Source organism: Dongshaea marina (assembly GCF_003072645.1).
Classification (GTDB): Bacteria; Pseudomonadota; Gammaproteobacteria; order Enterobacterales; family Aeromonadaceae; genus Dongshaea; species Dongshaea marina.
Window position 1 is genome coordinate 3,765,044 of record NZ_CP028897.1, and the last position, 26,282, is coordinate 3,791,325.

25 protein-coding genes and 2 pseudogenes are annotated in these 26,282 nt (G+C 45.7%); 3 read left to right on the plus strand and 24 right to left on the minus strand.

The genetic code is table 11. The annotated features are described in order from the left end of the window. Positions 1 to 234 precede the first annotated feature (234 nt). Complete coding sequence (locus DB847_RS17610) at positions 235 to 1,788, minus strand: carbohydrate porin (RefSeq protein WP_108651882.1); 1,554 nt, start codon at positions 1,786 to 1,788, stop codon at positions 235 to 237. Positions 1,789 to 2,128: 340 nt separating this feature from the next. Continuing rightward, the gene (locus tag DB847_RS17615; RefSeq protein WP_108651883.1) at positions 2,129 to 3,625 is read right to left on the minus strand and encodes an MFS transporter; all 1,497 of its coding nucleotides are present in this window, start codon (positions 3,623 to 3,625) and stop codon (positions 2,129 to 2,131) included. 1,020 nt (positions 3,626 to 4,645) lie between these two features. Here DB847_RS17615 and DB847_RS17620 point away from each other — a divergent pair. Further along, positions 4,646 to 6,490, plus strand: a complete 1,845-nt coding sequence (locus tag DB847_RS17620) for an alpha-amylase family glycosyl hydrolase (protein ID WP_199911611.1) — start codon at positions 4,646 to 4,648, stop codon at positions 6,488 to 6,490. Between the two features lie 97 nt (positions 6,491 to 6,587). Here DB847_RS17620 and DB847_RS25735 read toward each other — a convergent pair whose 3' ends face one another. After that, on the minus strand, positions 6,588 to 7,274 hold the full coding sequence (locus tag DB847_RS25735; protein WP_108651884.1) for a substrate binding domain-containing protein: 687 nt from the start codon (positions 7,272 to 7,274) through the stop codon (positions 6,588 to 6,590). Between the two features lie 86 nt (positions 7,275 to 7,360). Beyond that, positions 7,361 to 7,489, minus strand: a pseudogene (locus DB847_RS26730) (helix-turn-helix domain-containing protein); the annotation flags it as partial. A gap of 114 nt (positions 7,490 to 7,603) precedes the next feature. On the opposite strand from DB847_RS26730, the gene DB847_RS17635 reads away from it, so the two are divergent. Beyond that, positions 7,604 to 8,473 carry a fumarylacetoacetate hydrolase family protein gene (locus DB847_RS17635; RefSeq protein ID WP_159084716.1) on the plus strand — a complete coding sequence of 290 codons (870 nt, stop codon included), beginning with the start codon at positions 7,604 to 7,606 and terminating at the stop codon, positions 8,471 to 8,473. 83 nt (positions 8,474 to 8,556) lie between these two features. Here DB847_RS17635 and DB847_RS17640 read toward each other — a convergent pair whose 3' ends face one another. From DB847_RS17640 to DB847_RS17685, 10 genes are all read right to left on the minus strand, one after another. Next, on the minus strand, positions 8,557 to 8,967 hold the full coding sequence (locus DB847_RS17640; RefSeq protein WP_108651886.1) for a hypothetical protein: 411 nt from the start codon (positions 8,965 to 8,967) through the stop codon (positions 8,557 to 8,559). 10 nt (positions 8,968 to 8,977) lie between these two features. Continuing rightward, a complete protein-coding gene (locus tag DB847_RS17645; RefSeq protein WP_108651887.1) occupies positions 8,978 to 10,813 on the minus strand; it encodes a hypothetical protein in 1,836 nt (611 codons plus the stop codon). Positions 10,814 to 11,138: 325 nt separating this feature from the next. Beyond that, a complete protein-coding gene (locus DB847_RS17650; protein WP_108651888.1) occupies positions 11,139 to 12,227 on the minus strand; it encodes a hypothetical protein in 1,089 nt (362 codons plus the stop codon). Between the two features lie 57 nt (positions 12,228 to 12,284). Then, positions 12,285 to 12,728 (minus strand): InvB/SpaK family type III secretion system chaperone, encoded by a 444-nt coding sequence (locus tag DB847_RS17655; RefSeq protein ID WP_108651889.1) that lies wholly within the window; start codon positions 12,726 to 12,728, stop codon positions 12,285 to 12,287. Between the two features lie 16 nt (positions 12,729 to 12,744). Next, positions 12,745 to 13,191, minus strand: a complete 447-nt coding sequence (locus DB847_RS17660; protein ID WP_108651890.1) for a hypothetical protein — start codon at positions 13,189 to 13,191, stop codon at positions 12,745 to 12,747. 40 nt (positions 13,192 to 13,231) lie between these two features. Further along, complete coding sequence (locus tag DB847_RS17665; protein WP_108651891.1) at positions 13,232 to 13,894, minus strand: hypothetical protein; 663 nt, start codon at positions 13,892 to 13,894, stop codon at positions 13,232 to 13,234. Between the two features lie 19 nt (positions 13,895 to 13,913). Next, the gene (gene sctE, locus DB847_RS17670; protein ID WP_108651892.1) at positions 13,914 to 15,398 is read right to left on the minus strand and encodes a type III secretion system translocon subunit SctE; all 1,485 of its coding nucleotides are present in this window, start codon (positions 15,396 to 15,398) and stop codon (positions 13,914 to 13,916) included. Between the two features lies 1 nt (position 15,399). Further along, positions 15,400 to 15,858 (minus strand): SycD/LcrH family type III secretion system chaperone, encoded by a 459-nt coding sequence (locus tag DB847_RS17675; protein ID WP_108651893.1) that lies wholly within the window; start codon positions 15,856 to 15,858, stop codon positions 15,400 to 15,402. Between the two features lie 8 nt (positions 15,859 to 15,866). Continuing rightward, the gene (locus DB847_RS17680) at positions 15,867 to 16,430 is read right to left on the minus strand and encodes a hypothetical protein (protein WP_108651894.1); all 564 of its coding nucleotides are present in this window, start codon (positions 16,428 to 16,430) and stop codon (positions 15,867 to 15,869) included. A gap of 50 nt (positions 16,431 to 16,480) precedes the next feature. After that, a complete protein-coding gene (locus DB847_RS17685; RefSeq protein ID WP_108651895.1) occupies positions 16,481 to 16,792 on the minus strand; it encodes a hypothetical protein in 312 nt (103 codons plus the stop codon). 261 nt (positions 16,793 to 17,053) lie between these two features. Here DB847_RS17685 and DB847_RS17690 point away from each other — a divergent pair, with 261 nt between their 5' ends. Next, positions 17,054 to 17,557 carry a GNAT family N-acetyltransferase gene (locus DB847_RS17690; RefSeq protein WP_108651896.1) on the plus strand — a complete coding sequence of 168 codons (504 nt, stop codon included), beginning with the start codon at positions 17,054 to 17,056 and terminating at the stop codon, positions 17,555 to 17,557. A 3-nt stretch (positions 17,558 to 17,560) separates the two neighbouring features. Here the strand turns inward: DB847_RS17690 and DB847_RS25740 are convergent. The 10 genes and pseudogenes from DB847_RS25740 to DB847_RS17740 form a co-directional block, all read right to left on the minus strand. Beyond that, positions 17,561 to 18,609, minus strand: a pseudogene (locus DB847_RS25740) (EscU/YscU/HrcU family type III secretion system export apparatus switch protein). 2 nt (positions 18,610 to 18,611) lie between these two features. Next, positions 18,612 to 19,394 carry a type III secretion system export apparatus subunit SctT gene (gene sctT / locus DB847_RS17700; protein WP_108651897.1) on the minus strand — a complete coding sequence of 261 codons (783 nt, stop codon included), beginning with the start codon at positions 19,392 to 19,394 and terminating at the stop codon, positions 18,612 to 18,614. After that, the gene (gene sctS, locus DB847_RS17705) at positions 19,391 to 19,663 is read right to left on the minus strand and encodes a type III secretion system export apparatus subunit SctS (RefSeq protein ID WP_108651898.1); all 273 of its coding nucleotides are present in this window, start codon (positions 19,661 to 19,663) and stop codon (positions 19,391 to 19,393) included. Before sctS ends, sctT begins: the two co-directional genes overlap by 4 nt. Beyond that, positions 19,660 to 20,310, minus strand: coding sequence for a type III secretion system export apparatus subunit SctR (sctR, locus tag DB847_RS17710; RefSeq protein ID WP_108651899.1), 651 nt, complete (start codon positions 20,308 to 20,310; stop codon positions 19,660 to 19,662). Before sctR ends, sctS begins: the two co-directional genes overlap by 4 nt. Before the next feature lie 86 nt (positions 20,311 to 20,396). Next, the gene (gene sctQ / locus DB847_RS17715; protein WP_159084719.1) at positions 20,397 to 21,368 is read right to left on the minus strand and encodes a type III secretion system cytoplasmic ring protein SctQ; all 972 of its coding nucleotides are present in this window, start codon (positions 21,366 to 21,368) and stop codon (positions 20,397 to 20,399) included. Between the two features lie 52 nt (positions 21,369 to 21,420). Beyond that, positions 21,421 to 21,924, minus strand: coding sequence for a hypothetical protein (locus tag DB847_RS17720; RefSeq protein WP_108651901.1), 504 nt, complete (start codon positions 21,922 to 21,924; stop codon positions 21,421 to 21,423). Further along, complete coding sequence (locus DB847_RS17725) at positions 21,908 to 22,294, minus strand: hypothetical protein (RefSeq protein WP_108651902.1); 387 nt, start codon at positions 22,292 to 22,294, stop codon at positions 21,908 to 21,910. Before DB847_RS17725 ends, DB847_RS17720 begins: the two co-directional genes overlap by 17 nt. Beyond that, positions 22,269 to 23,621, minus strand: coding sequence for an EscN/YscN/HrcN family type III secretion system ATPase (locus DB847_RS17730; protein WP_108651903.1), 1,353 nt, complete (start codon positions 23,619 to 23,621; stop codon positions 22,269 to 22,271). The genes DB847_RS17725 and DB847_RS17730 overlap by 26 nt, the downstream gene beginning before the upstream one ends. Next, positions 23,608 to 25,659, minus strand: a complete 2,052-nt coding sequence (locus tag DB847_RS17735; RefSeq protein WP_108651904.1) for an EscV/YscV/HrcV family type III secretion system export apparatus protein — start codon at positions 25,657 to 25,659, stop codon at positions 23,608 to 23,610. Before DB847_RS17735 ends, DB847_RS17730 begins: the two co-directional genes overlap by 14 nt. Continuing rightward, entirely contained in the window at positions 25,656 to 26,027 is a 372-nt protein-coding gene (locus DB847_RS17740) for a type III secretion system chaperone family protein (protein ID WP_108651905.1), read from the minus strand. Before DB847_RS17740 ends, DB847_RS17735 begins: the two co-directional genes overlap by 4 nt. Between the last annotated feature and the right edge of the window lie 255 nt (positions 26,028 to 26,282).

Genomic DNA, 26,282 nt, shown 5'->3' on the forward strand with positions numbered 1-26,282 from the left:
TTCTCCCCCGGAGTGTGCTCAATTACAGGCTCTGTTGGCGTTTCTAAATGTGAGACATCAACAGAGCTTAATATTCAGATGAAGCTTTTTCTCGTCAATTCTTAGCATTATACCCCGCATCCAAAGGGCTGGACAGCACAGGGCTCCAGCCTTAATTGAGCCAGATCAAATCCTCCACGCTTTTACTAAAAAGCCTGCCGTTTCGCGGCAGGCTCATCCATAAGTTGCAACAGATTACCAGGAGGAGGTGATCTGTACCCCGGCATTCAAGCCCGAGTTATCATCACCATAAGCGTCTCCCCCTCCGGTCACAGGAGAAGGGCTCTTATAGGCATCAGACCACATCGCATAGGTCAGGTAGGTGCGAAGCTGGGTATTGGTTCCCAGCTGAATAAATGGCATAACCGTCAGTTTACCCAGGGTTCCACTGCGCTTATCGGCCTGACTCAGGTTCTGATCCGTGTTGACATAATCCGCCCCTGCTTCAAACGACAAACCATAAGTTGGGTTAAACATATAGGTTGGGCGAACGCCAAAAGAGAACCAGTCCCGGGTATGTCCCTGCCCCTGGCTGATATTGCCATTGCGATCATGCTGATAGATACCGACCGTGGTCAGGGTCCACTGCTTACTGAGCGGTACAGTAAAGAAGTTGAGGGCTCGGACTGCATAAGCCTTACCGAGATCATAGTTCTGAAGATTAGTCCCTGTACTCAGAGTTAACTGATCGGTGCCCGCCTTAAAGTTTGCCGATGACCCCTGGCCATACAGGAGTGCGAAGGTATTTTTGCCACCGAAGAAATCGTCCTTATAGTTGATCAGGCCAACACCAAAGCCACTGGCAGCCTGAGTCTCATAGGTTCCGGAAGCTCCGGTATTTGTGTTATAAGAGGTTGCCGAGCCCCCTGGCGCATAGGAGAGGTTCATCCACAGGGTACTGTGGGTGTCCCCCATCTTGATGTCATTGATTTTGAAATCAAGGTTACTCTTGGAGAGATTACCGTGATCGGTCCCCAGATACTCACTGGTCGCATCGGCCGGAATATCCGGTCCCCCAATAAAGGCCACATCCAGGTTACCAAAGTCCCCGAGCTTAATGTTCTCAACCCCGGCACCCACACCACTCATATCCAGGAAGTAGAAATCGTTGATCTGGGACTGATCCAGACGATAGAAACGCTGACCTCCCCAGAAAGAGGCTCCGGGATCACCGGTCAGCACATTATCTGCCGACACATAGGCTTCGGCGATCCACAGGTTGCTGGTGTCCTCTTTATGCTGCACCGAAGAGGTCGGAGTATAGGCATAGGCAAGGCGCACCCTGGCTTTCCAGTCGGGCTTTCCGGTTTCAGGCTTGGTGAGGCTGTTATAACCCAGAACCAGCTCCCCATAGGTATCCGGCTCATTTCCCAGACGATACTTGGTTGGGGCATCCGGGTTTTGGAAGGCCGACATGCTATTCCCATACTGGTTCACCCCGTAACCTGAGCGGAAGTAACCCCCATAGGCAAAATGCTTGAGGGTATCAAGCACCTGAGAATCTGAACTTGCAGCTGCTTTAGCTGGCTGGGGAGTGCTTTGAGCCGCCTTCTTCTGCTCAGACTCTTTGATCTGTTGGCTGATCTTATCTATCTGCTGCTGATAGTTTTTCTGCATCAGTGCCATATCATTTTTTATTTGTTGTAACTGTGCCTGATAATCTGGCGCAGCAGGCTCCTGACTTAAAGCAGCCGTCGAAAATGTCATTAGGGCAGCAGAGATCATGCATGATAAATATTTTTTATTCATTTCAAATCCTTATTAAAAGACACTAACTATCTCAAATGATTAGAATTGACTTCCCGGTAACATCCTTTGATTTGACATAAGTGCCCCCTCTCCTCTCTTTTGAGTCGAGAATAGTTCCTTTATAAGGGCATTATTTGTATCGCTCAGACAGGCTAATCGACTACCATCCTGGTCGAACAGAATATACGCCGAGCTTATTTTTATTATTAAGAAACAAACAACCTATAATCTGCTCTCCTTAATAAATCAAAAACCTATAGATTAAAGTTGTAATAAGAAACGTTACAAACCATCCGTCAAAGCCCACCACTTAAATAAATAGAGATGGGCCAGCCTGTTATTATTGCTCCCCAGCCATCCCAGAGGAATTTATAGCCTTATCTTGTTTGACAGCCAAGGTCTGAGCTACAGACTTTTTATCTGAAACCAGGGTCCAGGCCAGCGCTGAAACAGCCAAGGCCGCGGCACTTATCTGAAAAACCACACCCTTATCGGCAACCCGGCTTATGAACAGGCCAATCCCCAGGCTTACCAGTAGTTGAGGAAGAACCACCGACAGGTTAAACAGTCCCATATAGAGCCCCATCCGCGACTGCTCGACCTTCTCAGACATGATGGCAAATGGCAGGCTGATAATTGCGGACCAACCAATGCCGAGTACTGCCATCAGGGCATATAAGACATAGAGATGACTACCAAACAGACTCACCAGCAGATAACCAACCGCCATGCTTGCAATACAGAAGGTATGTACCCTGGCCCGGCCCACCCGATTTGCCAAAGGCTCCAGGATCAGAGCCGGAAGAACCGCCGCGACAGCGCTCAGGATCAGGAAGCTTATCGCGATAATACGCCCCAGCTCTTCACTTCCAGCTCCCGGCATCTTGTCCTGAAGAAATGCGATGATGAATACAAACATGGTCTGCACACCGATCCAGCTAAAGGAGTGGGCTGCGAGTACCTTACGAAAGCCGATGATCCCTGCCTCGACCGGGCTCTTATTCTTTTCACTGGCAAACAGGGTTCGAGCCACAAAATAGATGATGAGCACCAGGGCGATCAGCTCAGCCCAGTAGTGATCCGTCTTGATCCCCGACAGGTGCAAGCCAATCGCATAGATATCGTAAAGAATAAATCCCCACAATGGCTTGATATTTAAAAGAATTGTTTTGAATGATGCGTGATCTTTTTTGACAGCTTCAGGCTCAGGCTTCTCTGTTGCCAGATCTCTTGGCTCTTTGACAAACAGGGCCGGAAGAATTGACAGCACCAGTACTAAACCGGCACCAAAATAGATGAGGGCATGATTTCCCCAGATGGCTCCGATAGCATAAGCCAGTACACCAAAGGTACCGGATACGGTCTGCATCCAGGTATAACCCTTGGTTCTTTTCTCTCCTTCCGGAGTCACATCGGCAATGATGGCCCGAGTCGGGTTAAAACTGACGTTAATAGACAGATCCAGGGTCAGGGCGATGGCAATGGCTATCCCCATTAGCCCGGTGATCCCAAGGGAGGATGAGACCACGTCGATATTGGGCAAAGCCAATAACATCATAGAGGCAAGCACCCCGCCGATGATAATAAAGGGACGACGGCGGCCGTTCCAAAACCAGACATTATCACTGATGATCCCAACGATCACCTGCCCCAGAATACCGGCGATCGGACCTGCGGCCCACACTAGGCCAACCTGATGAATATCCAGTCCATATTGAGTCGTCAGAATCCAGCTTAACGCAGATATCTGTACCGACAAGGCAAAACCCATCGCCGTTGCCGGCATGCTCAGCAAAATAAAGAACGTATTACTCAAATTACGTTGCATCTTAAACATTATCAGCCACCACCACTGTGTGCATGTTCAGTAAAGCTTCTCTATATCAAACTCAGATTCGGCCACACCAAGTTAACCGCTTAACATTCCCATACAAGACGATCGAATTTCAATCGATTTATAGTTTTTACACCGAATCCTTGAGCCATATCACACTATTTATCGAGGCCATCAGACTTAATTCGCAACGCATAATTTCAATCTCAACCAATTACTTCGATTTAATTACAATCTTATTGAGATCCCGATCACACTTATAGATTATAAAGATTTACCACTCTCTGAAAGATAAAGCTCAACACAGCAGGGAGATGATACAAATGAGTTGACTTTTAATATTGCAATACCTTAGGTTGTAAATCCAAACCATGGTTTGAAGAAGAGCTTTAATTAGTCACGACTCTAGTGGAGATTAATAAGGGATTAAATAAAAGCAGTTGCTATTGTGAAGCTGCTTATAGCTTGTTTATGGGGAAAGTCTGGGGATTAATGTATTCGCTTTAAATTAGTCTGCCGGATTTTAGCTGGATAGCCACGTCATCAGGTATGAAATGACTATCTCATAAAAACTATGCAAGGAAAACAATCAATGAAAATATCGCCTCTCCCTCTTCTGGGAGTTTTGTTTCTCTGTTCTCCGGCAATGACTGACTGGCATTTCAGAGGAACGGCTAATCAATGGAGTAGTACCCCACTCCAAAAAGTTTCAGCTGATGAGTATCAGACATGCCAAAGCTTTCAAAACGGTGATGCCGGGGGAGCGCCTCGCTTTAAAATTGACCGATTCGGCGACTGGAGTGAAAGCTATCCAGGCAGTGACTACCAGGTAACCCCTATAAGAGTTACCTGATCGATTTTAACAGCGCCGCCCATACCATCAAGGCCACCGAGGTTGTACACTGCCAGCAAGATGCAGTTCAAACCCTTGGTGCCGTTTACACCAAAGACAAAACCACCTTTTCACTCTGGTCTCCCGATTATGCGGATGTGCAGGTACGGGTCAATGGCAAAGAGTACCCCATGCACAAGGTGGCTGACTTTAACGGCTACCAGGATATCTATCAAACCCAGGTTTCTAATCTTGCTGCACTGTCGGAATACACCTTCCTGGTCAACGGGATAGAGGTTCGTGATCCCTACGGCAAGATGGCTAAACCCGGCAGTGGTGATCGAGCAGTCAATATTGTGATGGATATGTCCCGCACCGAACCCGAAGGGGGCTGGGCTCCACGACCAGCCCTTACAAAACGCGAAGATGCCATCATCTATGAGGCCCATGTTCGGGATTTTACCATTGACCCAAGCTCCGGAGTCAGTGCGAACAACCGTGGGAAATTCATGGGGATGGTGGAACAGGGGACCCGCTACCAGGGAGTAAAAACCGGCCTGGATCACCTCAAAGAGCTGGGAGTCACCCATGTTCAGCTCCTCCCGGTATTTGATTTTGCCACCTGTGATGGCCTGCCTGATTCTGATCCCTGCTATAACTGGGGATACGATCCCAGAAACTTTAATGTTCCCGAAGATCGCTACTCAAAAGTACCCACGGATTATGAAGCCCGGGCCCGTGAATTTAAGACCATGGTCAACGAATTTCACAAAGCAGGGATCCGGGTGATCATGGATGTGGTTTACAACCACACCTTTAGCAAGAGCATGTTTGAAAACATCAGCCCCAGTTACTATACCCCGACCGATCTTTCCGGAACCGGCAACTCTATAGATGCGGATGTTCCCATGGTGAGCCGGATGATCCAGGACTCGCTGCAGTACTGGGTTGAAGAGTATGGGATCGATGGATTTCGCTTTGACCTCATCGGTATTTTCTCCACCAATCAGGTTGCCAAGTGGGGGCACTACCTGAACGCTAAATTCCCGGAGCGCAAGCTGCTGCTCTATGGAGAGCCCTGGAACGGCTATGCCTATGATGAGAAGGAAGCTCAGCGAGTACGCTATGGCACTACCCATCAACTGGCGGATGCCCATGTTGGGGTATTTAATGGGGCCTACCGTGAGGCGCTAAAAGGCTCTAACGATGATACACGCAAGGCTTACATGTTCAATCAGCTCAACGCCTCAGAGCCCGGCTGGCCTATCTATGATGGTTTTCGAGGTTCAGCCTATAACCCCAACGATAGCCGCAACAGCACCTGGTTTCGAAACTTCGCCGCCGATCCGGAACAGAGCATCAACTACATCTCGGCACACGACAACTTTGGCCTGTGGGATAAGGTCTACCTCAGCCTGTCATCAAATGTGCAGCAAAATAAGCACCATCAGGTGCTCTCGTTAACCCCTCCCGCCGATCTGGGCTACGCCAAGCGGGTGGTCAACTTCGGGATGGGAATGGTACTCACCAGCCAGGGGATCCCCTTTATCCACGCCGGGGATGAGTTCCTGCGCAGTAAAACCAAGCTGGGAGAGCAGTGGAACGCCTCAGCCTGGAACTATGGGCAATATGGAGGAACTCACAACACTTATAATGCCCCGGATAGCTTCAATGCGATCCGCTGGAAAGATAAGGCGCTCAACGCCAGCACCTTCAACTACTTCAAGACCTTAATTGAGCTGCGCCGCTCTCATCCTGGCCTTAGGATGAACAGTAATCAGCAGATCGCTCAGTACCTCAATGTATCTCGTCCCGATAGCTATGGCGGGCAGGTAATCACAGGCACAATCACATCTCCGTCAGACCAAAGTAACCTGTTTGTGGTCTACAATAGCGGCAGTAACCGCTCTATTGAGTTGCCCCCTGGAAGCTGGACCGAGATTGCCAATGCCAACGGTCAGGCTCAGCAATCGGGATTATCTGGTACCGCCCCCATTGAGGGAACCACTGTCACCGTGTTTGCACAGCCAAGGTAAAACTGACCACCTCCACTCTACCCGAACAGCCTCACAACTGGCTGTTCGGGAGCCCCGCAAAGAGTGCCCTGAGTTCTAACGGACGGCAGTTCAGCGCTTACTCACCCAGATGTTTGATCAGTTGCTCCACCACGACTCGCACTCTTGGCTCCTGAGTTTTTCCTTTGGCGTACACCAGAAAAAGAGATGCCCCCTGATGATAGGGAGCGCAGCGGTAATCCTGAAATAAACGCTGCATCTGCCCTAGTTGGACATGCCTTTCGAGCAGCTCACGGGATAGCATCACAATACCAGCACCGTTCAGGGCTGCCTGCTGTAGTGAGATCGAGGTGTTACTACTGAGCCAACCCCTGGAGGTATCGATGTGCTGACACTGGTCATCCGCATCAAAAAAGTGCCAGCCGCTATACCCCTTAGGAGCACTCTGCTTGAGAAGCTGATGTGACGAAAGCTCATCTGGCAGTAAAGGAGTTCCGAACTTCTCAATATAGCCGTTGCTGGCACAGAGCCAATACTCGACCGATTCAAGTGGCCGTGCAACCAGGGATGAATCCTTAGGGTCAGTGATCTGCACATAGAGATCATATTCCTCGAGGTAGGGATCGACCGCCTCAATATTGTAATCGAGCTGCAGGGATAACTCAGGCCACTTGTGTTTGAGCTCGGGTAACCGCGGGGCAATACGGTGGGAGCCAAACCATAGGGGCGCCGTGATCCGAACCAGCCCCTCACCTCCTGTGTACGCCTTGCCACCTGTTCTCCCAGCCCATCGATGCGTGAACAGATATCCTGTCCCTGCTCATAGACCAGTCGTCCGGTCTCGGTGAGACTCAGAGTGCGGGTATGTCGTGTTAGTAGCGGAGCCTTCAGCTCCTGCTCCAATAGCTGCACATAACGAGATACTGAGGAGACCGCAAGATTAAGCCGCCGGGCCGCCCCGGAAAAGCTCCCCTCATCAACCACGGCTAAAAAGCAGCGCAAGGATTCAATCGATCGCATAGCTTTCTAATAATTAGAAAAGAGATTTCGATTATTGCTCATTTTATTAAGCATGCCCAGCCCTTAGGATGAATGAGTGTTCAAAATACAATCGTGTTCGATAAGGAGAAAACTATGAAGCTATTTCGCTATGGCCCCAAAGGGCAGGAAAAAATGGGGTGTGTAGCTCCTGATGGGGCCCATTATGATCTGAGCGGCATTATCAGGGATCACAACATCTGTAATCTGCAACGCCAGCTACCTGAGCTCCTGGGAATGGATCTGGCAACCTTGCCAGCTATCCATGATTGGCAAAGCCTGCGTATTGCTCCCAGTACAATGGATCCGGGTAAGTTTATCTGTGTGGGCGCCAACTCAAGGAGTCATAACAAGGAGATGGGGATCACCATTGATGAACCCATCTTCTTCTTTAAACCCCAGTCGGCCCTGAGTGGCGCCTTTGATCCCATCCCCTACACCCAAATGAACCAACAGCTGGATTGGGAGGGAGAGCTTGCGATCGTGATTGGAAAGGAGGGAAAAAACATTCCACACAAGCAGGCGATGGAGCACCTCTTTGGTTACTGCTGCTTTAACGATCTCTCCGATCGCTACTGGCAGTATAAAAACGGTGGTGTTGAAGTTGGCGGGCAAACCAGCATCGCCAAATGTTTCGATGGCTTCGCCCCCATCGGTCCATACCTGGTAACCGCCGATGAGATCGAAAATCCGGGTAACCTTAAGATGGAGCTCAGGGTCAATGGTGAAGTCCGCCAGTCTCTAAACACTTCAGATTACCTGTTCGGGGTGGCCGAGTGCATCAGCCTGCTGAGTCAGTTCATGACCCTCAATCCGGGAGATATGATCGCCGTGGGATCGGGCCCTGGGAATGCTAAAAGCTGGGGTGATAAATACCTTAAACCTGGAGATGAAGTGAGCTTTGAGATAGAGGGGCTAGGAAGGCAAAATCAAATAGTAAAAGAGGTATCTCAAGTAAGTCTGTGATCCCCTCAATATCTTTATCTCCCTTACATAAAACCATTTTAGCTGCCTTCCATTTGAATGGCCTGGCAGCTAAGAAGAAGGGACTAAATAGATAGTTTAACTTGACCTAGGGCAATAACATCACAGATCCAGGAATGGGTTTCTTTGAATAGATTAACTTTACTTTCAAAGTCATTACCATGCATTTGGGGTGAATCCATATCAATTTTACTCACATAGTGAAGAGTTTTGGATTCTGAGTCAAAGCAGATAGATCCTCTGGATTCAAATGCAAGTGTTGAATTTATATCCAGGCAATGTAATAAAACATCTTTCTCACTAATATCAATTGTATCAATGGAGCAGACCAAAAAACATGCATCATCAGTTACAAGAGTGCTGATTAGTGTTTCATTGACCAAAATGCTGCCAACTTGGGTCGATTGTGAGGCCATTTCACCAAACACCCGGTTAATCAGATCAATATTTTGATTCGCCTCAATACTAATATCCATGAACTATTCCTTATGCTTTTTGAAAAAATCGAGATCTTTCAGAAACTCCAGTTGGCATCTCCTGATACGCCCGGTTTCCAGAGTCAACAACTCTTTTGAAACCAACCGGAGAAGCCCCCTGAGCCAGGTTTTGTGGTGACGATGCTCCGATCAAAAACATATTTGCACCCTGCATTTTTATATCGGAGAACTTTTGCAGCATACGCAAGCATAATCCAGCACAGTTTACCGAAGCCGCGCGCCACTCACCATTCACTCTCTCAGTTGAAATACCCTTAATATCACCTCTAACATTATTAGCATTGCGTTCAATTACACGACTTCTTTTTTTAGTGAACCGTTCTTGGTCATCAGTTTTCCCTATATAACCATCCATTTTTGAGACATTTAATCTAAAAAGCTCTAATCTAATCTTTTCAAGCTTCTCTGCCTTTTCTTTAATCTCCATATTTTTTAATGCTTCTTCAGGAATACACGACTTACCATCTATAAATAATCTTTCAGTTGTTATATCTGACTTTTCAACAAAGATAAACCCATCGGATTCAGAGTCTGACTTCATACAAGATGGAAAGTATGATGCTAGTTCTGAAGCATGCTGTATATATTGATCCATGGTATTCTTGAAATCAATTTTAGAAATTTTGTTATCTGCTTGCTCCCTTAAAGCTCTAAAATAATACTTCATTGGTTCTATTTCTTTATTTGAACAATCAACTTCTGATTTCAATAAATCCATAAGCTTTTGGAAGTCCGTCGGCTTAGTTAAAGATACAATGTGTCTTTTTATATTATTAATAGCATTAACAAGACGTGCAATTACCTCTGAGTTACCTTTCATCCCTTCAATTTTTAGATTAATCTCATCTAATTCTTTTTTTAATTCTTTAATATCACTTATAGTTTTACAGTTGTTAATTCCTTCTGATAATTTTTCTAAACTCGGGCTTACTAATTTCTCTATATTATTCAACTCTATATCCGAGCTATCTCGTAAGGCCTCTAATTCACTTCTAGTACTTTCCCCCTCAAGCATCTGGTATATTGGAAGTCCAGCTTTAGTATCCTTTATATGCTTATCTCCCATTAAATAATCAGTCATCTTGCTTATTTCGGCAATAGGAAGTTCAATTGTAATGAAATCATTACCACTGAGTAGCTGCCGATCTGCATAAGTTACAGCTTCAGTTACTGAGCCCTGAACATTACAGAAATCACCTGTGTCTGCATTGAAAATAGACTCTTTTACGTCTAACTGTGCTGTTCTGGTCTGATTTTTAAAAAACTCTGTTGTCGGATTAAAATCTGTGGGATTTCCTGTTGGAAAAGCGATGCCGAATGTTGAATGTATTAAGCTATGGCGATTCCAATTTCCATCTTGCTGTTTACTCGAAGTTTCAATAAACATATCAGCATGCTTGGAGCCAACTTTATTAGATATATGAACTAACCCATATCCCTCTCGAATAGGTTGACTACAATACCTGGAATGCACAACATCATCCGTTGATTTCTCATAAGGCTTTCTAAGCATTTCAGGGCCGGGCATATGCTTTAAAGCTTTGGCCTGTAATTCAGATAAAACTTTTTTATCTACTTTCCTTTGCCCAGATTCGATAGCATCTAAAATTGACTTAGAATCGGATTTAAAACTGTTAATCTTATTTTTAATTTTCTGATCTCCAGCTTTTGAGCCATCTCCATCAAAATATGCTTTTATAAAGGCTTCCTGTACACTAGCCCGTTCCTGCTTAAGATTTAATTTATCTTTCTTATCAGTCAGAGGTTCATTTGACACACGCGCATATAGCTGTTGTAGTTGAGAGAAATTATTCTGTATTGGCATGGTACATCCTAAGTTGCATATTAAACTAAGTATTTCCAGAAATTAAAAATACAGATGAGTTTACTTTTTATATAGATGCTAACGCAATAAAACAACAATTCATATCACGAGCATTTAAATATAGTTCCTTATAAGGATAAAAATAAATATCTTAATAGCTAATTCAAAATACCTATCAATATCCATTTCGAATATTATTAAGTATTCATCCTGCCATTATGTATAGAGTATTCTCTCTATATCTACTTAAAATTAGCTAGTTTATGAATCATCAAGTAATTATCATTCTTGTAATCATCCGTATAACATATGCTACATTTAGATATTATGATTTAAACTCTCTCTTTGCTGATGATGATCTAACCTCTGAGATTGAGCTATTAATACCTCTCATTTGATGTTCTTCTCTTAAGGTCATCCCTTTGCCATGATATCCAGTTACTTGAGCACCAGAAAAACCTTCGCTAGCAAGCGCTTTACTAAGTGATTGAGCAAAAGGCTCTCTAATTACTTCTGGCTTTCTATTCAAAAATGTCCGGGAAAGCCAGTTCGGGCTAGAGAACTCTGTCTTTGATGCATCATCCATTTCATCTGGCTGAAAACTTTTAACATCTCTTGACTCAGCACTATGACAAGCTGTCACCCTAAAATCTACAAACCTATCACTTAGCCCGCCACTTTTAAACTGCTTAGCAACATCCTTCGATGATACCATTCCTTGAGAACATTTTTCATCTGCAGCAAGAATATCAACACCGGAGGCACCATGGCCTGTAATATATATTTTTGATGAATCAGGATCTAGTCTCGATAGTTCAGCATTATTTGAGTTGCTCTTTACCTCAATCTTTGATAACACATCATAGAATAATTGATTTTTCCTATCACCTTCTAGCATTTTATCTAAAAAATCTTTTCCTATTTTTTCCTTAAAAACATCCAAAGTTCCATTAGTGGTGTGGATTGCAACTAAGCTAGGATCTTGACGGCTTAGTAGTTGATCCCCGATCAATACTCTGTATTGATATTGCGAACAATTTGACGTACCCTGACTTATCAGTCTTGCACCTTCGGTGGATTCTCTTTTATATTCAGTCAACTTATTATTTCTAATCTGTTCAAATAATAGCTTTTCCGCATCAGAACCAACGATTACAGGACGAAGTGGTTTACCACTTGCGTATCTACTCAAATTTTTTCCTAAGCATTGTTCAACTATGTCATCACTTACAAATGGAGCGTATATAACTCCTTTTTTTTCAATAGGGTGAGATGACGAAGATGGATTCAGATGACTATTGCTCACCTTATCAATTGATTCACCTATTTGAGGTTCTTGCACAGTCGTAGCTTGAGACTGACAGGGGATTGACTGTTGAACCTGAAATTGTTTATTTGATGTTACGTTATCCATAATATTCTACATACCGAAAAAATATTTTTGATTAATATTGATATCTAATTATCTCAATTAACGATGCAACACATCTCTTACAAGCCCATCAAGACAATAAAAAAAACTTTCTAATACACTTATAAGGTTACATTTGTTTTCTAAGCATGATGGATCAACGAGTGCCTTTAACTCAAATCCATTTTCTCCGTAACCTAAGACTAATTGACCAGTTTCAACATAGGGTATTTTTTCCTGCAAAAGGAACACTATTTTCGCACAATTATTCATTACACACTCGCTATCTAAGTCACTTAATAAACTCCATATCCAAAGCCTCTCATTTGAAATGGAAATATTGATAGCTGGAAGATTTTCTATATTAATACTTATAGTCGAGAAACCATCAAAGTATGATAATTTATCTTCTGAGCACCCTAACTCTTTAAGTGATGCATGAACCATCTCTTTTATGTTTCTAACACTATGCTCTTTTATCACTATTGGATTTATAAAACCCATGCTAACCCCTTAATTCTCAAGTAATATAGGTGTCTTGATTTACCCCTGAGGTGTTACTATCCTTCAATTGATATATTATTATTTTTTTCCCATTCACCTCTTCATAATAAGCACCTTGCGCTAGATATGCCTCCTGTAATCTTCTTAGTTTTTTCTGTTCCTGATAATCTCCTAAGTCATCAAGGACCATGCCTCTGACTTTTGTTAATCCAAGATCTAATTTTTCGATCGTATGGATAAGCTTAAAAAGGTTCTGTACCGCTCCAGCAAGACCATCTGATTGCCCCATGGCTGTGATTTGACTAATCACTAAAGTATCGTCTTCTACGCTATAAATCAGATCGAGATCATTGAGTTGGACCTGCATCCCACTAATAAAGTCACTTCCATAATAACGGTGAGGTTGTGGAGTGTAGCCATTGCTTTTTAGATAGCGAGTCAGGGGATCGTTTTGAGTAATCATGACCAAGTCCTCTTGAGGGGCATAATGCCCCTCAGCCTAATTATTGTTGCGCCAGGCTATAGTTTAATTGCCCAACGGACTGTCGCAGCTGATCATTAATGGAGGAGAGTTGCCCCTGCATCTCATTTAGACGCTGACCTGTCTGACCAATCTGTTTTTCAAGGGTCTCAATCACTTTATTTTGCAGCTGAACATCGGCACTCTTATCTTTAGCATCACGAGATATCTCTGCAGAGCCACGGTCTACCCCAAACTTGGTCATTCCCGCTGCACCATCCAGAATACCCTTGGAGACACCACTGACGATCTTGCTGGTTACACTACCACCGACTTCGGCACCCACCCCAAGACCGCCTCCAAGCATAGAGGCGATTCCTTTGGCAAAATCACCCCATGAGGCGGTATAAGCCGCATCTCTCTCTTTCTCATTGGCTTGATGCTGCATCTTATTATTATCGACAGCCTGATTTAGAACCAACATCATCCCTTTCGCCTGAGAGTTACTCAGAGCATCACGCCACTCCTGAATCGACTCTCTAATGATCTGCAGAGCTTTATTAACCAGCACCATCAGAGATTTTAAGTCATCAATCATATTATCGATAAATTTTTTAACATCCCCTGATTTAGCAGCGCCTTGAGTTAAATCGGAGTTGATGCCACTTGCTGCAGCTGTACTGTTTGTATTGGTTACATTTTCCATCACTATATTCCTTATCTGCTTACACTTTACCCATCATATTCGCCATCATCCCGCTGGCATTTGATAGATTTTCGATGTTACTTTGGGTGGTATTTTGACCATCAGAGATCATTTTTAGAGTTTCTTTAACTCGAGATCTCTGCTTATCCATCATCTGATTAAGCACCTCAAGGAAGGAGTCCATCATCTGCTGATCGGCTAGAAGATCTGAAATCTCTTTTTGCAGATCCGCCATTTCACGCTTCATCGCAAAGTTATAAAAGGATGATATTCCGCCTGATACAAAATCCGTCGCGGCACGAGCCGCTGATGTAACTATCGCTTTAGTGAGACTCTTGATGCCATCTTTAACCTCTTGCTTGACAGTTGTTGCAATGGTTTCTGCCGCAGCTTTTGCGGCTGCCTCTAATCCTTCTTTAGCAAACACTTTTGAGGCTTCTTTTGCAGCCTGCTCAACCGCCTGTTGTGCCGCTTTCTTCAGAAGCTCTTTTGCAGCCTCCTCAGTAATTCCCTTGGCAACATCCTTGGTCGCAGTTTGAATTAGCTCTTGAGCGAGCTCTTTACCAATTTTTTCAAGAATTACCTTTGACTCAGCCTCAGTGATCTTTCCTGCTGCTTGGGCAACAACTGTCTTGGTCACCTTCTCACCAATATCGCCAGCAGTTGAAGCGACTTTAGCTGCATTGGCAGCCTTTGTTGCAGCCATAGTTGCTCTTGCAGTCTGGGTGATATCAAGGGCTGCAGCGACAATTCCAAGCCCCATCTGCACATAGCCAACAATATTTGCAGCTTCTCTGAGTTTTTGGGCTTTTTCAGGATCAGATTGGCACAGAGCCGCAGTTTCCAGGGCAGCTTTTACAAAACCGGTTAATCCGGCACCAATCTCAGCGACTCCACCCGCAATGCCAACCGGATTACAAGTCACAACGGCTGCTGCAAGCTTAATCGCGCCTAACACAACCTCTACCGCAGACATGACCCAATCGAGAATAGCGGTAAATATATTATTTTTTTGTGCTTTATGGGCTTGCTCTACATTCTTATTGATTGCCTCAATTTGATCTTTGAGCTTGGCAGAGCTTTCCAGTTTTTGCCTGTCATGCAATGCATCCAACGCTTTAACAAGATCTTTTGCCCGGGCGTTAAATCCATCTGTCACTAGTAGTGATATATAGAGTGATAAGGAGTCAACCGACATTGATGAGATCTGATTTGTCGAGGATCCCTTGGGTACCTTATCAGGCGAAGCTTGAAGTTGGCCGAACAACGTTTTCAGTGCCCGATCTGTATGTTCACGAGTTGTATACTGCCTGTTTTTAGGTTCAGGCAGGTGAATTCCAAGTTTCTCCTGATCCATCCTTGAGTGACGATCCGACACCCAACGACTCGGCTCTAAATTAAACTCTGAAACTTTATATTTATTTTCATTCCCAGAAGCTGAATGCAGAATCGAATCGGTGAGACCTGTTCTGAAAATATCATTGCCAATTATGTTTTGATTCATTTTAAATCTCCAGCATTGTACGCGCCAAGGCAGCTGAAACTTTTGGTTTTAAGTCCTGGTATTCAGGTTTATCGCTGCACCATCGAACAGATGCATCAAAAGCTTTTTTTGCATATTCGGCATTACCCAACTGCTGATAGCTTAAACCTGCATAGTAAGATGATCGTGGATCAGAGATCTCTCTTTGACCTGAGCGACTAAAACAATAAAGAGCCTGTTCATGCTCACCTAAACGCTGATAACAGATACCGAGAGCTAATAAATAATCAAAGTTCCACTGATCCATATTAGACAGAAAGTAAAATAGTCGCTGAGCTTCGCTTATCTGCCCACTTTCAAATATCTGATATGCATAGTTATAGATAGTGTTGAGTGCTGACTCATCCATCTCGCAGAGGATCTTCATCGATCCTCCACGCGCCAAGAAGTCATCAAGCAACTTTTGGTCTTTATGATTCATAACAGTTCCTAGCGGATGATACCGATAATATCCTTGAGGATATCGATCAGCTTACTCAGCACTGCGGAGATATTCTTCTGAATATTACCTAAGTTCTGTACATTCTGAGAAAGCATGGTTTGCTGGTTTTGCCCAACCTGGTTTGCATCAGAAGCAGCTTGGTTAAGATAGCCATTTAACTCAACTAATTCTGATTTCTTTAGCGGATCTCCCTTTCCGTCTAGCCATTTTTGGGCATCTTGACCATTAAGCTTAACGCCTTCTTTTTCAAGATCATTTATGATTTTTTGAACGTCCGATTTTTTTACTGTATCGGTATCTTTACCCGGAATGAGCCCTTGAACAGCAGACGCTTTGTTTTGAATGTCACTTGCTGTACTATTGTTTGATTGCACAGAAGCCATCAACCCCTGGATAGATTTTGCAGCATTATCACGAGTTTGCATCAGGGTTAAAACTACATACTGAAGAATATTATCAATGGACATGGAGCTCATGTCCAAGCTACCAAGTCCTGAGTCTTGTGATGCATAGGTTTGATTAACCAGCTTATTACCACTTATAGATTCCATAGTTAACTCTCTCTACTTGTGTTGTTTGTACGATTAGAAATGAAAAGTCATCAAATGAATTTTCGTACCTTGCACTTTTTCTTCTCTTTGTGTTCCTGAGGTGTACCATTTAGCTCAATCGGAACTTTTAAGTCTTGCTGAGCTTTTAGCGACTGTGATTTGAGCTCTGAAAAAGCGCTTTTTATCATCTCACCATTGGGCCCTATGTTCGATTCAAGCACCTTCTGAACTTGCATGAGCTTCTCAGAGGCGATAGGATCAGTTTGGGCCTTATCTTGCAACTTGCTAATTTCGCCTCGCATTGACTCAAACTCTTTGATCAACTTGTCGAGAGCAGTTTGCTGCCGAACTAAGTCTGCCATTGATTTCTCTGTGGATGTCGCTGAATTCATGAGTCACCTCTTATCTATACTGTTTCTTGATGATAAATTCAGATTACACAATATAACTTTGCAATTCTTTCAAAAAGCCAGAGAATAGATCATCAACTGGTCTGACCTAAAATAACAAATGCTTCAAGAAAATTATAAGAGACTGACCCCATTTTTTTATAAGATAACTTTTTAAGAAATTCTTTTGAGACAGTAATAGTCCACATCTAACGAGAAAACTTAAGCTAATATATGTATGAAATCATTGAGTTTGATTCAAGATATATTAATCTTTTTTATGAATCTTTTCGCAGCATAGTTCATGAACACCGCTTCTATATTATTACACAAGCACCTAGCTATGAATGTGTTAAGCAGTGGTGTGAGCGGAATGTTCAGGAAAAATCTTTACACCTTATTGCATTAGGCATGGAGCGACTGATTGGCTCTGCCGATATCTATTCCAGGCAGCATGAAGGTGCGTCTCATATTGGGGTACTGGCCATGTTTGTGATACAGGAATATCGCGGCCATGGCGTTGCAACGCAACTGATGGAATCCATTATCGGCGCCGCTCGGCTAAGGGGCTTTGAGAAGCTAGAACTTGAAGTACTTGCCAGCAATCGAGCCGCGATTACTCTTTATCACAAGTTTGGCTTCTTTGAGGAGGGAGTACGCAGTAAGGCAAAAAAAGTAGCGGATGGTCACTATATCGATGTCATTCTCATGGCTAAGAATTTGGATGATTGTCGGTAAATTTTATTCACCCTCATCATACTCAAGATCCATTACCACCCTCAGAAGTTCCGCAACAGGTTCAAACAGTGATTCCGGAATGTAGTGATCATTTTCAACATCACGCATCAATGCCCTAGCCAGAGGTATATTCTCTACCACAGGGACGTTAAACTTTTCAGCAAGTTTGACCATGTGCAGCGCCATCTCACCCTGCCCCTTGTCCAGAACTTTTGGCAATGGCGTTTCCCCTTCCCGGTAGTAAAGGCAGACGGCAAGATGGGTCGGATTTCTCACCATCACAGATGACTTTTTAACATTGGCGGCCAGACTACCACTTTGGATCTCTTTGTGGGTCTCTTTACGCTTTTGTTTGATCTCAGGATTACCCTCGGAATCCTTATGCTCCTGCTTAATATCCTCTTTCGACATCTTGAGCTGTTTCATCATGGTATGGTGCTGAAACGCGAAATCTGCAGCTCCAAAGACGACATAAAAGATGATGAGTGTTCCCCATAGCCAGCCACAGAGTGTCGCCGTCACCGACAGGCCACAAGCCAGCCCACATAGGGGGAGAAACTGAAGTGAGCTGCTGTATTTATTGAGGATATAGGCAAAAATCAATGAGAGCAGCCCGACTTTCAGGCAGGACTTAAACAGCTCAAAAAGGCTTTTCATCGAAAAGATATTTTTAAAGTTGCTCAGGGACTTATCTTCTCCCCTTTGGGCTGAATCGACTCAGGGGCAAATAGTGGCCCCACCTGGGCGATAATCGTCAGTAGTGTGATAAATATCAGTAACAGAGCCAGTGCAACGCCAAACCTCAAGGTAAAATGCATGAAGGCCCCCAGAATATTGCCAAAGGCACGTTCCAGGGGAAGGTTAATCGCCAAGAGAGTTACGCTGATGATCTCCTGCATTCCGCTCACCAGGGCATGGCCCTGGAAATAAAAGAACAGCAAAATAGCGGTCAATTGAACGCCTGTTGTGACCTCATTACTTTTAGCAACCTGCCCTTTCTTGCGAGCATCCTTAATCTTTTTTTGAGTTGGCTTTTCCGTTTTTTCTGACATCGCTAAGATCCCCGCATCAGGATCAGAAGATCCTGAATCTGGTATTCAAAGAGATTCATCCGCTGCAGATAGTGGGTAAAAGAAAAGTTGAGACTCAGCAGGATCAATAGCAATGCCATTGCTGTCTTAATTGGCATCGACAGGAAGAAAACATTAAGCTGCTGAGCCGAGCGATTGATAAGACCAAGCGCCAGATCGACCATCAGCATGATCACCATGGCGGGAAGAGCAAAGCTAATCCCAAGCTCAAACATCAGATGCCATTCATGATTCAGGAACTGTAAAAAGCCCTGGCTAAACATCACATCCTGGCCCATGGGCAAACTGTTATAGGAGCTGTAGATCCCCTCCAGCAATTTATTAAAGCCCCCGGTAACCAGGAACAGAACGGTGAGCACCTGGCTGAACAGGATCCCAAATACCGAAGCTTGCGTCCCAAGGAGTGGGTTGTATACAGTCGACATAGAGGCCCCACGCATGGTATCTATGATGAAGCCCGCCATGTCGATGGCCCAAAATGGGATCGCAGCAGAGAAGCCGATACACAGGCCGATGATCAATTCACGCAGCATCAACTCCATCATGGGAACCAGATCTGCTTCACTGAGCAGGGGGAGATCATGATACACAGGGAGGATCGGCAGAGCGATCAGGATCACCAGTGCATTGCGGATCAACACGCCTCCCAGTGACTTTTGGGAAAACAGAGGGAGCATTAGCATGACTCCCAAAGGACGGAGCATGCAGACACCAAGGGTTGGTACCCAGGCCATCAGCTCAGTCATCGCACCCCCATGTGGCTTATCTGATCAAATGCCATATTGGCATAGTTCAATAGGGTGCCCCCCATCCAGTGATAGCTCACCACCAGGGTGATACTTACCGCAACCAGCTTGATCAAAAACTGAACTGTTTGATCCTGCACCTGAGTCAAGGCCTGGATCAGGCTGATCAAAACTCCAACCACAGAGGCGACGATCACAACCGGTAAAGAGAGCAGCAGGATCAGCCATAACAGCTCAGAGGTAAGATTGATGATGATGGCCTGGCTCATGAGTATGACAACATCAGTTGGGTGAGAAGCTTCTCCCAGCCTCCCATCAGAACAAAAATAAGTAACTTAAATGGTAATGATATCGTCATGGGAGAAACCATCATCATCCCCATCGCCAGCAAGATATTGGAAACAATCAGATCGATCGCAACAAAGGGCAAAAAGAGTAACAGACCTATCTTGAATGCCTCGATCAACTGGCTCACGGTAAATGCCGGGATCATCACCAGCAACGACTCCTGGTCCAGTTTGCTTTGGTATTGCTCCGGCCAAAGCTTATGGCCAATTTCACTAAAGAAACGGACTTGCCTGGGATCGGTATGCTTGGATATAAATGCCCGATAGGGTTCCAAGGCCCCTGTATCAAGCTGCTGATAAAACTGCTCAGACTTAAAGTCGATGGGATGTTGCCTGAGATTATCCTCTATCTTTAGCCCAACCGGAGCCATCACGAAAACCGTTAGAATAAGCGCCAGTCCATAAATTGCCATGTTGGGAGGGATCTGCTGGATCCCCAGGGCATTACGCAGCAGAGAAAATACCACGGACAACTTTAAAAAAGAGGTTGCCATTACAGCGAACAGAGGCAAGACAGATAGTGCAAATAGCACCATGATCAACTGTAGGGGGTGATCCAGCAACGACATAACTACTCCGGTTTGCCTATAAAATCACCTCCATTTTCAATCTTTGTACCTGGGATGCCTATACGTGAAACACCTGAGGTATTGTGCTAATTGATTAACTGCTGGATGCGGATCCCCAGGCGATCATCAAGCTGAATCAACTCTCCCCACCCAACGATCTTACCGTTGACCCTGAGCCTGACACTTGGGCAGACTGAAAACTCGGTTTCAATCACCTGTCCGCTCCTCAAAGATGCCAGCTCATTAAGCGGTAATTGAAGATGACCCACCTCCACCACCATTGTCATCGGTAGCTCGTCCAGGTTTCTTGGTTGCTCAGATGAGGACAATCCGGGGAAACCCTCTTCATCTGACAGATCAAATAGTTCGTCGAATTCACTCATCATATTCTCCACGACAAATGTTGTTTTATCTTGACGCCTCAGCACACATACAGGATCACCTTGTACCAGAAGGATCTCCCCGCTTTGTAGATCACACCACCATTTAAGAAGGACGCAATCCCCTCGTTTAAGCTGACGATATTGGCTTAAAGAGAGTTTAGAAAAACCCGCACAACAGGCAACTGGATATCGAATAACCGGCGTTGAGTGCACCTGTGGGGACATGTTAGAAACCAGGCTCTCCAGCAGGGAGAACGGCCAATCCACCAGAGCCAGAGGTAATCCTTTTGAGCCCTCCTCCGGCTTTGTAAGTCGCAGCAGCCCTGCCATAGAGGGACAGATTTTTCCTGCTTTTTCCACCCGGCCAACTTCAGGAAGTGCGATTTTCTGCTTTTGCATCCAGTCATTGAACCCCTCCAAAGTCCAACAGGACAATGGCTGAAGTAACTCCGGAGGAATATGCTCAAATGAATCAATGGGTAACAGTGTCTCAATCCAGCGCAACCAATGAGACTCCTCACACCAGAGTTCAAAAGTACAGCCTTCAAGCCGTAAGGGGATCTTTAACCAGGAACCCTCCATCTGTGAGCATTCAGGTAAGTGAAGTTGAATATCTATTCCATCGGCTCCCCGGGCCGAATATCCTGAGCCTATCAGTTGACTGTTTCGTTTCACAGCTGCTGACCATCGAGGGAACGCAGATGACTCCCGGGGTAATAGAACCTCCTTATCCACCCGTAACCTCCAGCATGATTGTGCGCCTTGTCTGCTGATTCACTCTCTTTTGAATTCCTTCCAGACAGCGCTGCAATGCATCATGCTGCCTCTTATCTGCGGCCTTAAGCTTGACCTGAATTCCAGCGACCTGCAGGCAAGCCTGGATCTCCAGCCCTGCCAATGGCCCATTAGTTAGACGCATCGACAGTGTACCTGTTTGAGTTCGCTCAAGGATGCCCTGGGCGGTTTGATAAACACCTCCAGCTTGATTGAGAGTCTGTACCTTCAGGGCCTTTTCTGACTTCCCTGTCCCCTGAGTCTTTGCCTGACCACCCTCCAGTAGCTGCCAGGGCTGAGCTAAGTACATAGGCTGAAAGGGCTCCTGCTTCTGCCCCGGAGCTTTACGCCTAAGTTTTTCAGAAAACTGACGGGAACGGCTCTCATCCGGATTTGACTGATCCTTTTGTGTCATCGTTTCCTGGTAAAACCGCTCACTATTAGGCTGAATTTGCATTCGTCTCATCCTCCAGCAGATACTTCAGCTTCTCCTGCTCAATCCTGTTTTTATTCAGAGAGGAAGATAGTTCTATACGCTGTTTTTCTAACTTTTGTTGCTGCTGATTCAATTGCTCAGTCTCTTCACCCATCTGCAGATCCCGACGATAGAGATCGGCCATTGCGGCTTTGAAATTCACCAGTTTCTCATAATCAAGGATCCCTGATTCATTGCAGCGTTGCCGCCAGGACTCCCATAATTTAAGTCGGGTATTTTTCAAAGCGACTTGTTGCTGAATTAACTCTCGCTGCTTGTAATCAAGCAGGGCTATTCTTCCCCGAATCCCGCGCTCCTTGTGTTTTTTAACTTTTAAGAGTTGTTCTAACATGCCCCCCCACAGAGCAAGCCATTTCATGTTGCACCTGCTCAAAATCAAATAACTCTTGCGTTTGCTGACAGAGAAAACGCTGAATATCCTGATGACGATCTAGGGCCTCATCAGCCTCGGCATCTTGTCCCCTTTGATACTCACCGACCCGAACTAATAACTCGATATCCCGATAACTGGCTAATAAGCGCCGAAGTTTCCCCGCACACTTTAGCTGCTCGGGCGTACTGATTTGATTCATGACCCGGCTAACACTTGCCAAAACATCGATCGCCGGGTAATGGTTCGCCTCTGCCAGACGCCGTGACAAAACAATATGCCCATCCAGAATTGAACGAACCTCATCCGCGACCGGCTCATTCATATTGTCTCCCTCAACCAGAACTGTATAGATCCCAGTGATGCTACCAACCGCAGCCGGCCCCGCGCGTTCTAATAGTCTTGGGAGCTGAGCAAACATACTGGGAGGAAAGCCCCCAGCTGCCGGAGGCTCTCCAGCGGCTAAGCCAATTTCGCGAGATGCCCGGGCAAATCGGGTTAACGAGTCAACCATCAGCAACACATTTTTCCCCTGATCACGAAAATATTCAGCAATAGTGGTTGCGGTAAAGGCTGCCTTAAGGCGCTCCAGAGCAGGCCGATCTGAGGTGGCAACCACAGTCACAGTTTTTTTTCGCGCCTGGGGACCTAAGATCTGATCCAAAAACTCCCGAACCTCCCGTCCCCGCTCTCCCACCAGAGCAAGCACCACGACATCTGCCTGACAGCCAGCAGTCATCATCCCAAGCAGGGTACTTTTTCCTCCACCAGCGGCCGCAAAGATGCCGATTCGCTGACCCTTTCCACAGGTTAGCAGGCCATCAATCGAACGGATCCCAAGAGGCAACACCTCATTTATTAGCCCCCTGGTCAAAGGAGGAGGCGCCTCAGCCATTAAGGGACGATGCTCCTGGATCAGGACGGGTTTATCCCCAGCTTCAATCAACTGCCCCAATCCGTCAACAACCGAGCCAATCAAATAATTGCCCAAGGGAACCTGATGTCCCTGCCCCAGGGGCCAGACCGGTTGGCCACAACTCACCCCAACAGGCTCAGCAAATGGGGAGAGCAAAGCCTCATCGCCCTGAAGGCCAACAACCTCGGCACTCAGATCTTCACCGACCAGGCATAACTCTCCCAGCCCGACTCCCGGGAGATGGGCTCGAAGCAAAGTCTGCCCGACTGAGTTCACTCGTCCGGCTCTGCGAACCCCATCATTAGACCAATGCTGCTGGCTCAAATTACTGTATAACTCATCCATCACTCGATTTAATTCAGGCCGCCGCATCACTGAGCTCCTCGCCAATCAGGTCGATACTTCCCAGAACCTTGAGTTCCACCTCATCTCCCAGCTCCTGAAAAGAGAGCACCGGCAGTGCATAAAGATCTCTTTCAATAATTTTTCTCAGATAGCGCCGCACATCAATTGCGGTCAATAGGACACTCTCATGCTCCGGATCTGATAGATGACTTTTAATCTGTTGTAAAATGGCAGCATTTTGTTGAGGGCTCAGTGCCGAGTATCCCCCGGCAGAGGTTTGGCGAATCGATTCCCGGATGAGATTTTCTATTCCCTCTCCGATCAGGAAACAGCTAATCCTGGATTCTCCTTTCTGAAAGCGGCCGACTATATGTCGCCTCAGGGCAACCCGCACATACTCGGTCAATAGCACCACATCTTTCTCTTTTTGAGACCACTCCAACAGAGCTTCAAAGACGCTCCTCAGATCCCGAATCGAGATCCCCTCAGCGACCAAGCGTTGGAGTATCTCTGCCACCTTGCCAGTTGGTAATTGCCGTTGCAGCTCTTTCACCAGCTCAGAATATTTACCCTCCATACCATCCATCAGGAAGCGACACTCCTGCACTCCCACAAACTCACCCGCATAGCGACTCAAAACTCTGCTGAGTAAAGCCATAATCTGCTCTTCACCATGAAATACCTGGCTGCCCATGGCTGCTATCGACTCTCCTTGAGCCATCTCCACCCAACATAAAGGCTCTCCGCCAAAAGGGAGTGGCTGTTCAATGGCATTTACAAAAGACTCGGCTCTCCCTGCCACCAGCACCTGTCCTTCGGGCAGACTTAGGGTCAGGACCGGCTCCTGATATAACAGGATCTGTAGGGTTCTGGCGGGAAGCGTTCTGTCCTGATGAAGATTAATTTCAGGCAGGGGCACTCCCAGTTGCTCAAACTTTTGCCAGCGCAACTCATCGATCGATTTCAGTAGACCAGTGCCTTTTGCCAACTCTGGTGAGAGTCGCAGCATCAGTGGCACTGCACCCGGCTGAACACTTCCCGGACTATATTCATCACTGGCCATTGCCGAAGAGCTGGCTCCTGTCGTCTGATTTTTGCCTCGACGCATCAATAGCAAAGCCCCGCCAAGTAACATGACGGCCAAGGTCAAAAACACCAAAAACGGGAAGCCTGGGATGATCGCGAATATCACCAAGACTCCAACGGCTATGAGCAGGGCTTGAGGCTGATGGCCGATCTGGCTGGTCAGATCCTTTGCCAAATTCTGTTTTTCCTCCCCCGGAACCCGGGTCACAATAATCCCTGCGGTGATCGAGATCAGCAATGCCGGGATCTGGGCGATGAGTCCATCACCGACCGAAAGAATGGCATAAGTAGATGCTGCATCTGACGCGCTCATGCCATGCTGCATCACTCCAACGGTTATCCCTCCTAAAATATTGACCAAAATAACGATCATTCCCGCGATCGCGTCACCCTTCACAAACTTCATTGCCCCATCCATGGCTCCGTAAAGCTGACTCTCTTTCTGAACCAGGGTTCTCTGACGCTTGGCTTCTGCAGCATCGATGATTCCGGCACGCATATCCCCATCGATACTCATCTGCTTACCCGGCATTCCATCCAGAGAGAAGCGGGCTCCGACCTCTGCAACCCGCTCAGAGCCCTTGGTGATGACGATAAACTGGACAATCGTGATAATGGCAAAGATGATCATGCCGACCACCAGATTGCCGCCGACAACAAAATTACCAAAGGTATAAACGATCTCTCCTGCATCGTGCTGGAGCAAAATTAATCGACTGGTACTTATGGTCAGCGAAAGCCTGAAAAGAGTCGTAATTAATAGTACGGAAGGGAAGACTGAAAATTCGAGTGGCTCTCTGATATAAACGGCAATCATCAGGAGTATGATTGAAAACGTCAGATTAATTGCAATCAGGAGATCCACAAGCGCCGTCGGCAGAGGCAATATCATCATGAAGATGGCAACCATCAACATGATGATCAAAATAACATCTTGTCTGCCAGCAGCCATCGATAGAATCTGAGTTAGGCGCTTCATGGATAACTCCTTAAGCTTTTCTGAAGCAGACGGCTTAATAGCTGATAGAGAGAGAAAAGCTTATCGCCATTAAATTGCTCAACCGGGATCCCGACTGAACAAACTAATTGCTTTCCAAGTTGATAGCAGCGAGTAGGAAGACCTAGAGTCCTCTGAGGAGGCAAACGCTCCAGCATCCAACGTTGGGCTCGATAGAGAGATTGAAGATCCATATCCATAGCTATCGAGAATAGTAATCGGCTCTGTTTCACTTCGAAGAATAGCCGCTCAGAGCCACGAGTCAGCTCCAGATGCTCATCCGGACGAATACCCGATACTCCCAGAAGTTCCAAAAATCGGTCCAGATTTCTCTGTGTTTTCAAGTCCATAAATCATACACCCAACTCCACTCTGTAAGTATCATCTCTGTTATTGTCAGCTTTCACTATCGGGTGAACACCTTAGACCGATCTTAGAAACTCTGAGCTCAGCCTTACAGGACTAGCCTATGATGTATCAATTAAATCCTTTAGCTATCAACTAGATTAATAACCGTAAAACCACTATGAGTTCACTGATATAACAGCAATAGCATTCCAATTGTTTTTTTTACTCGGTCATGTTAAGAGTAATTAAAAAACCTG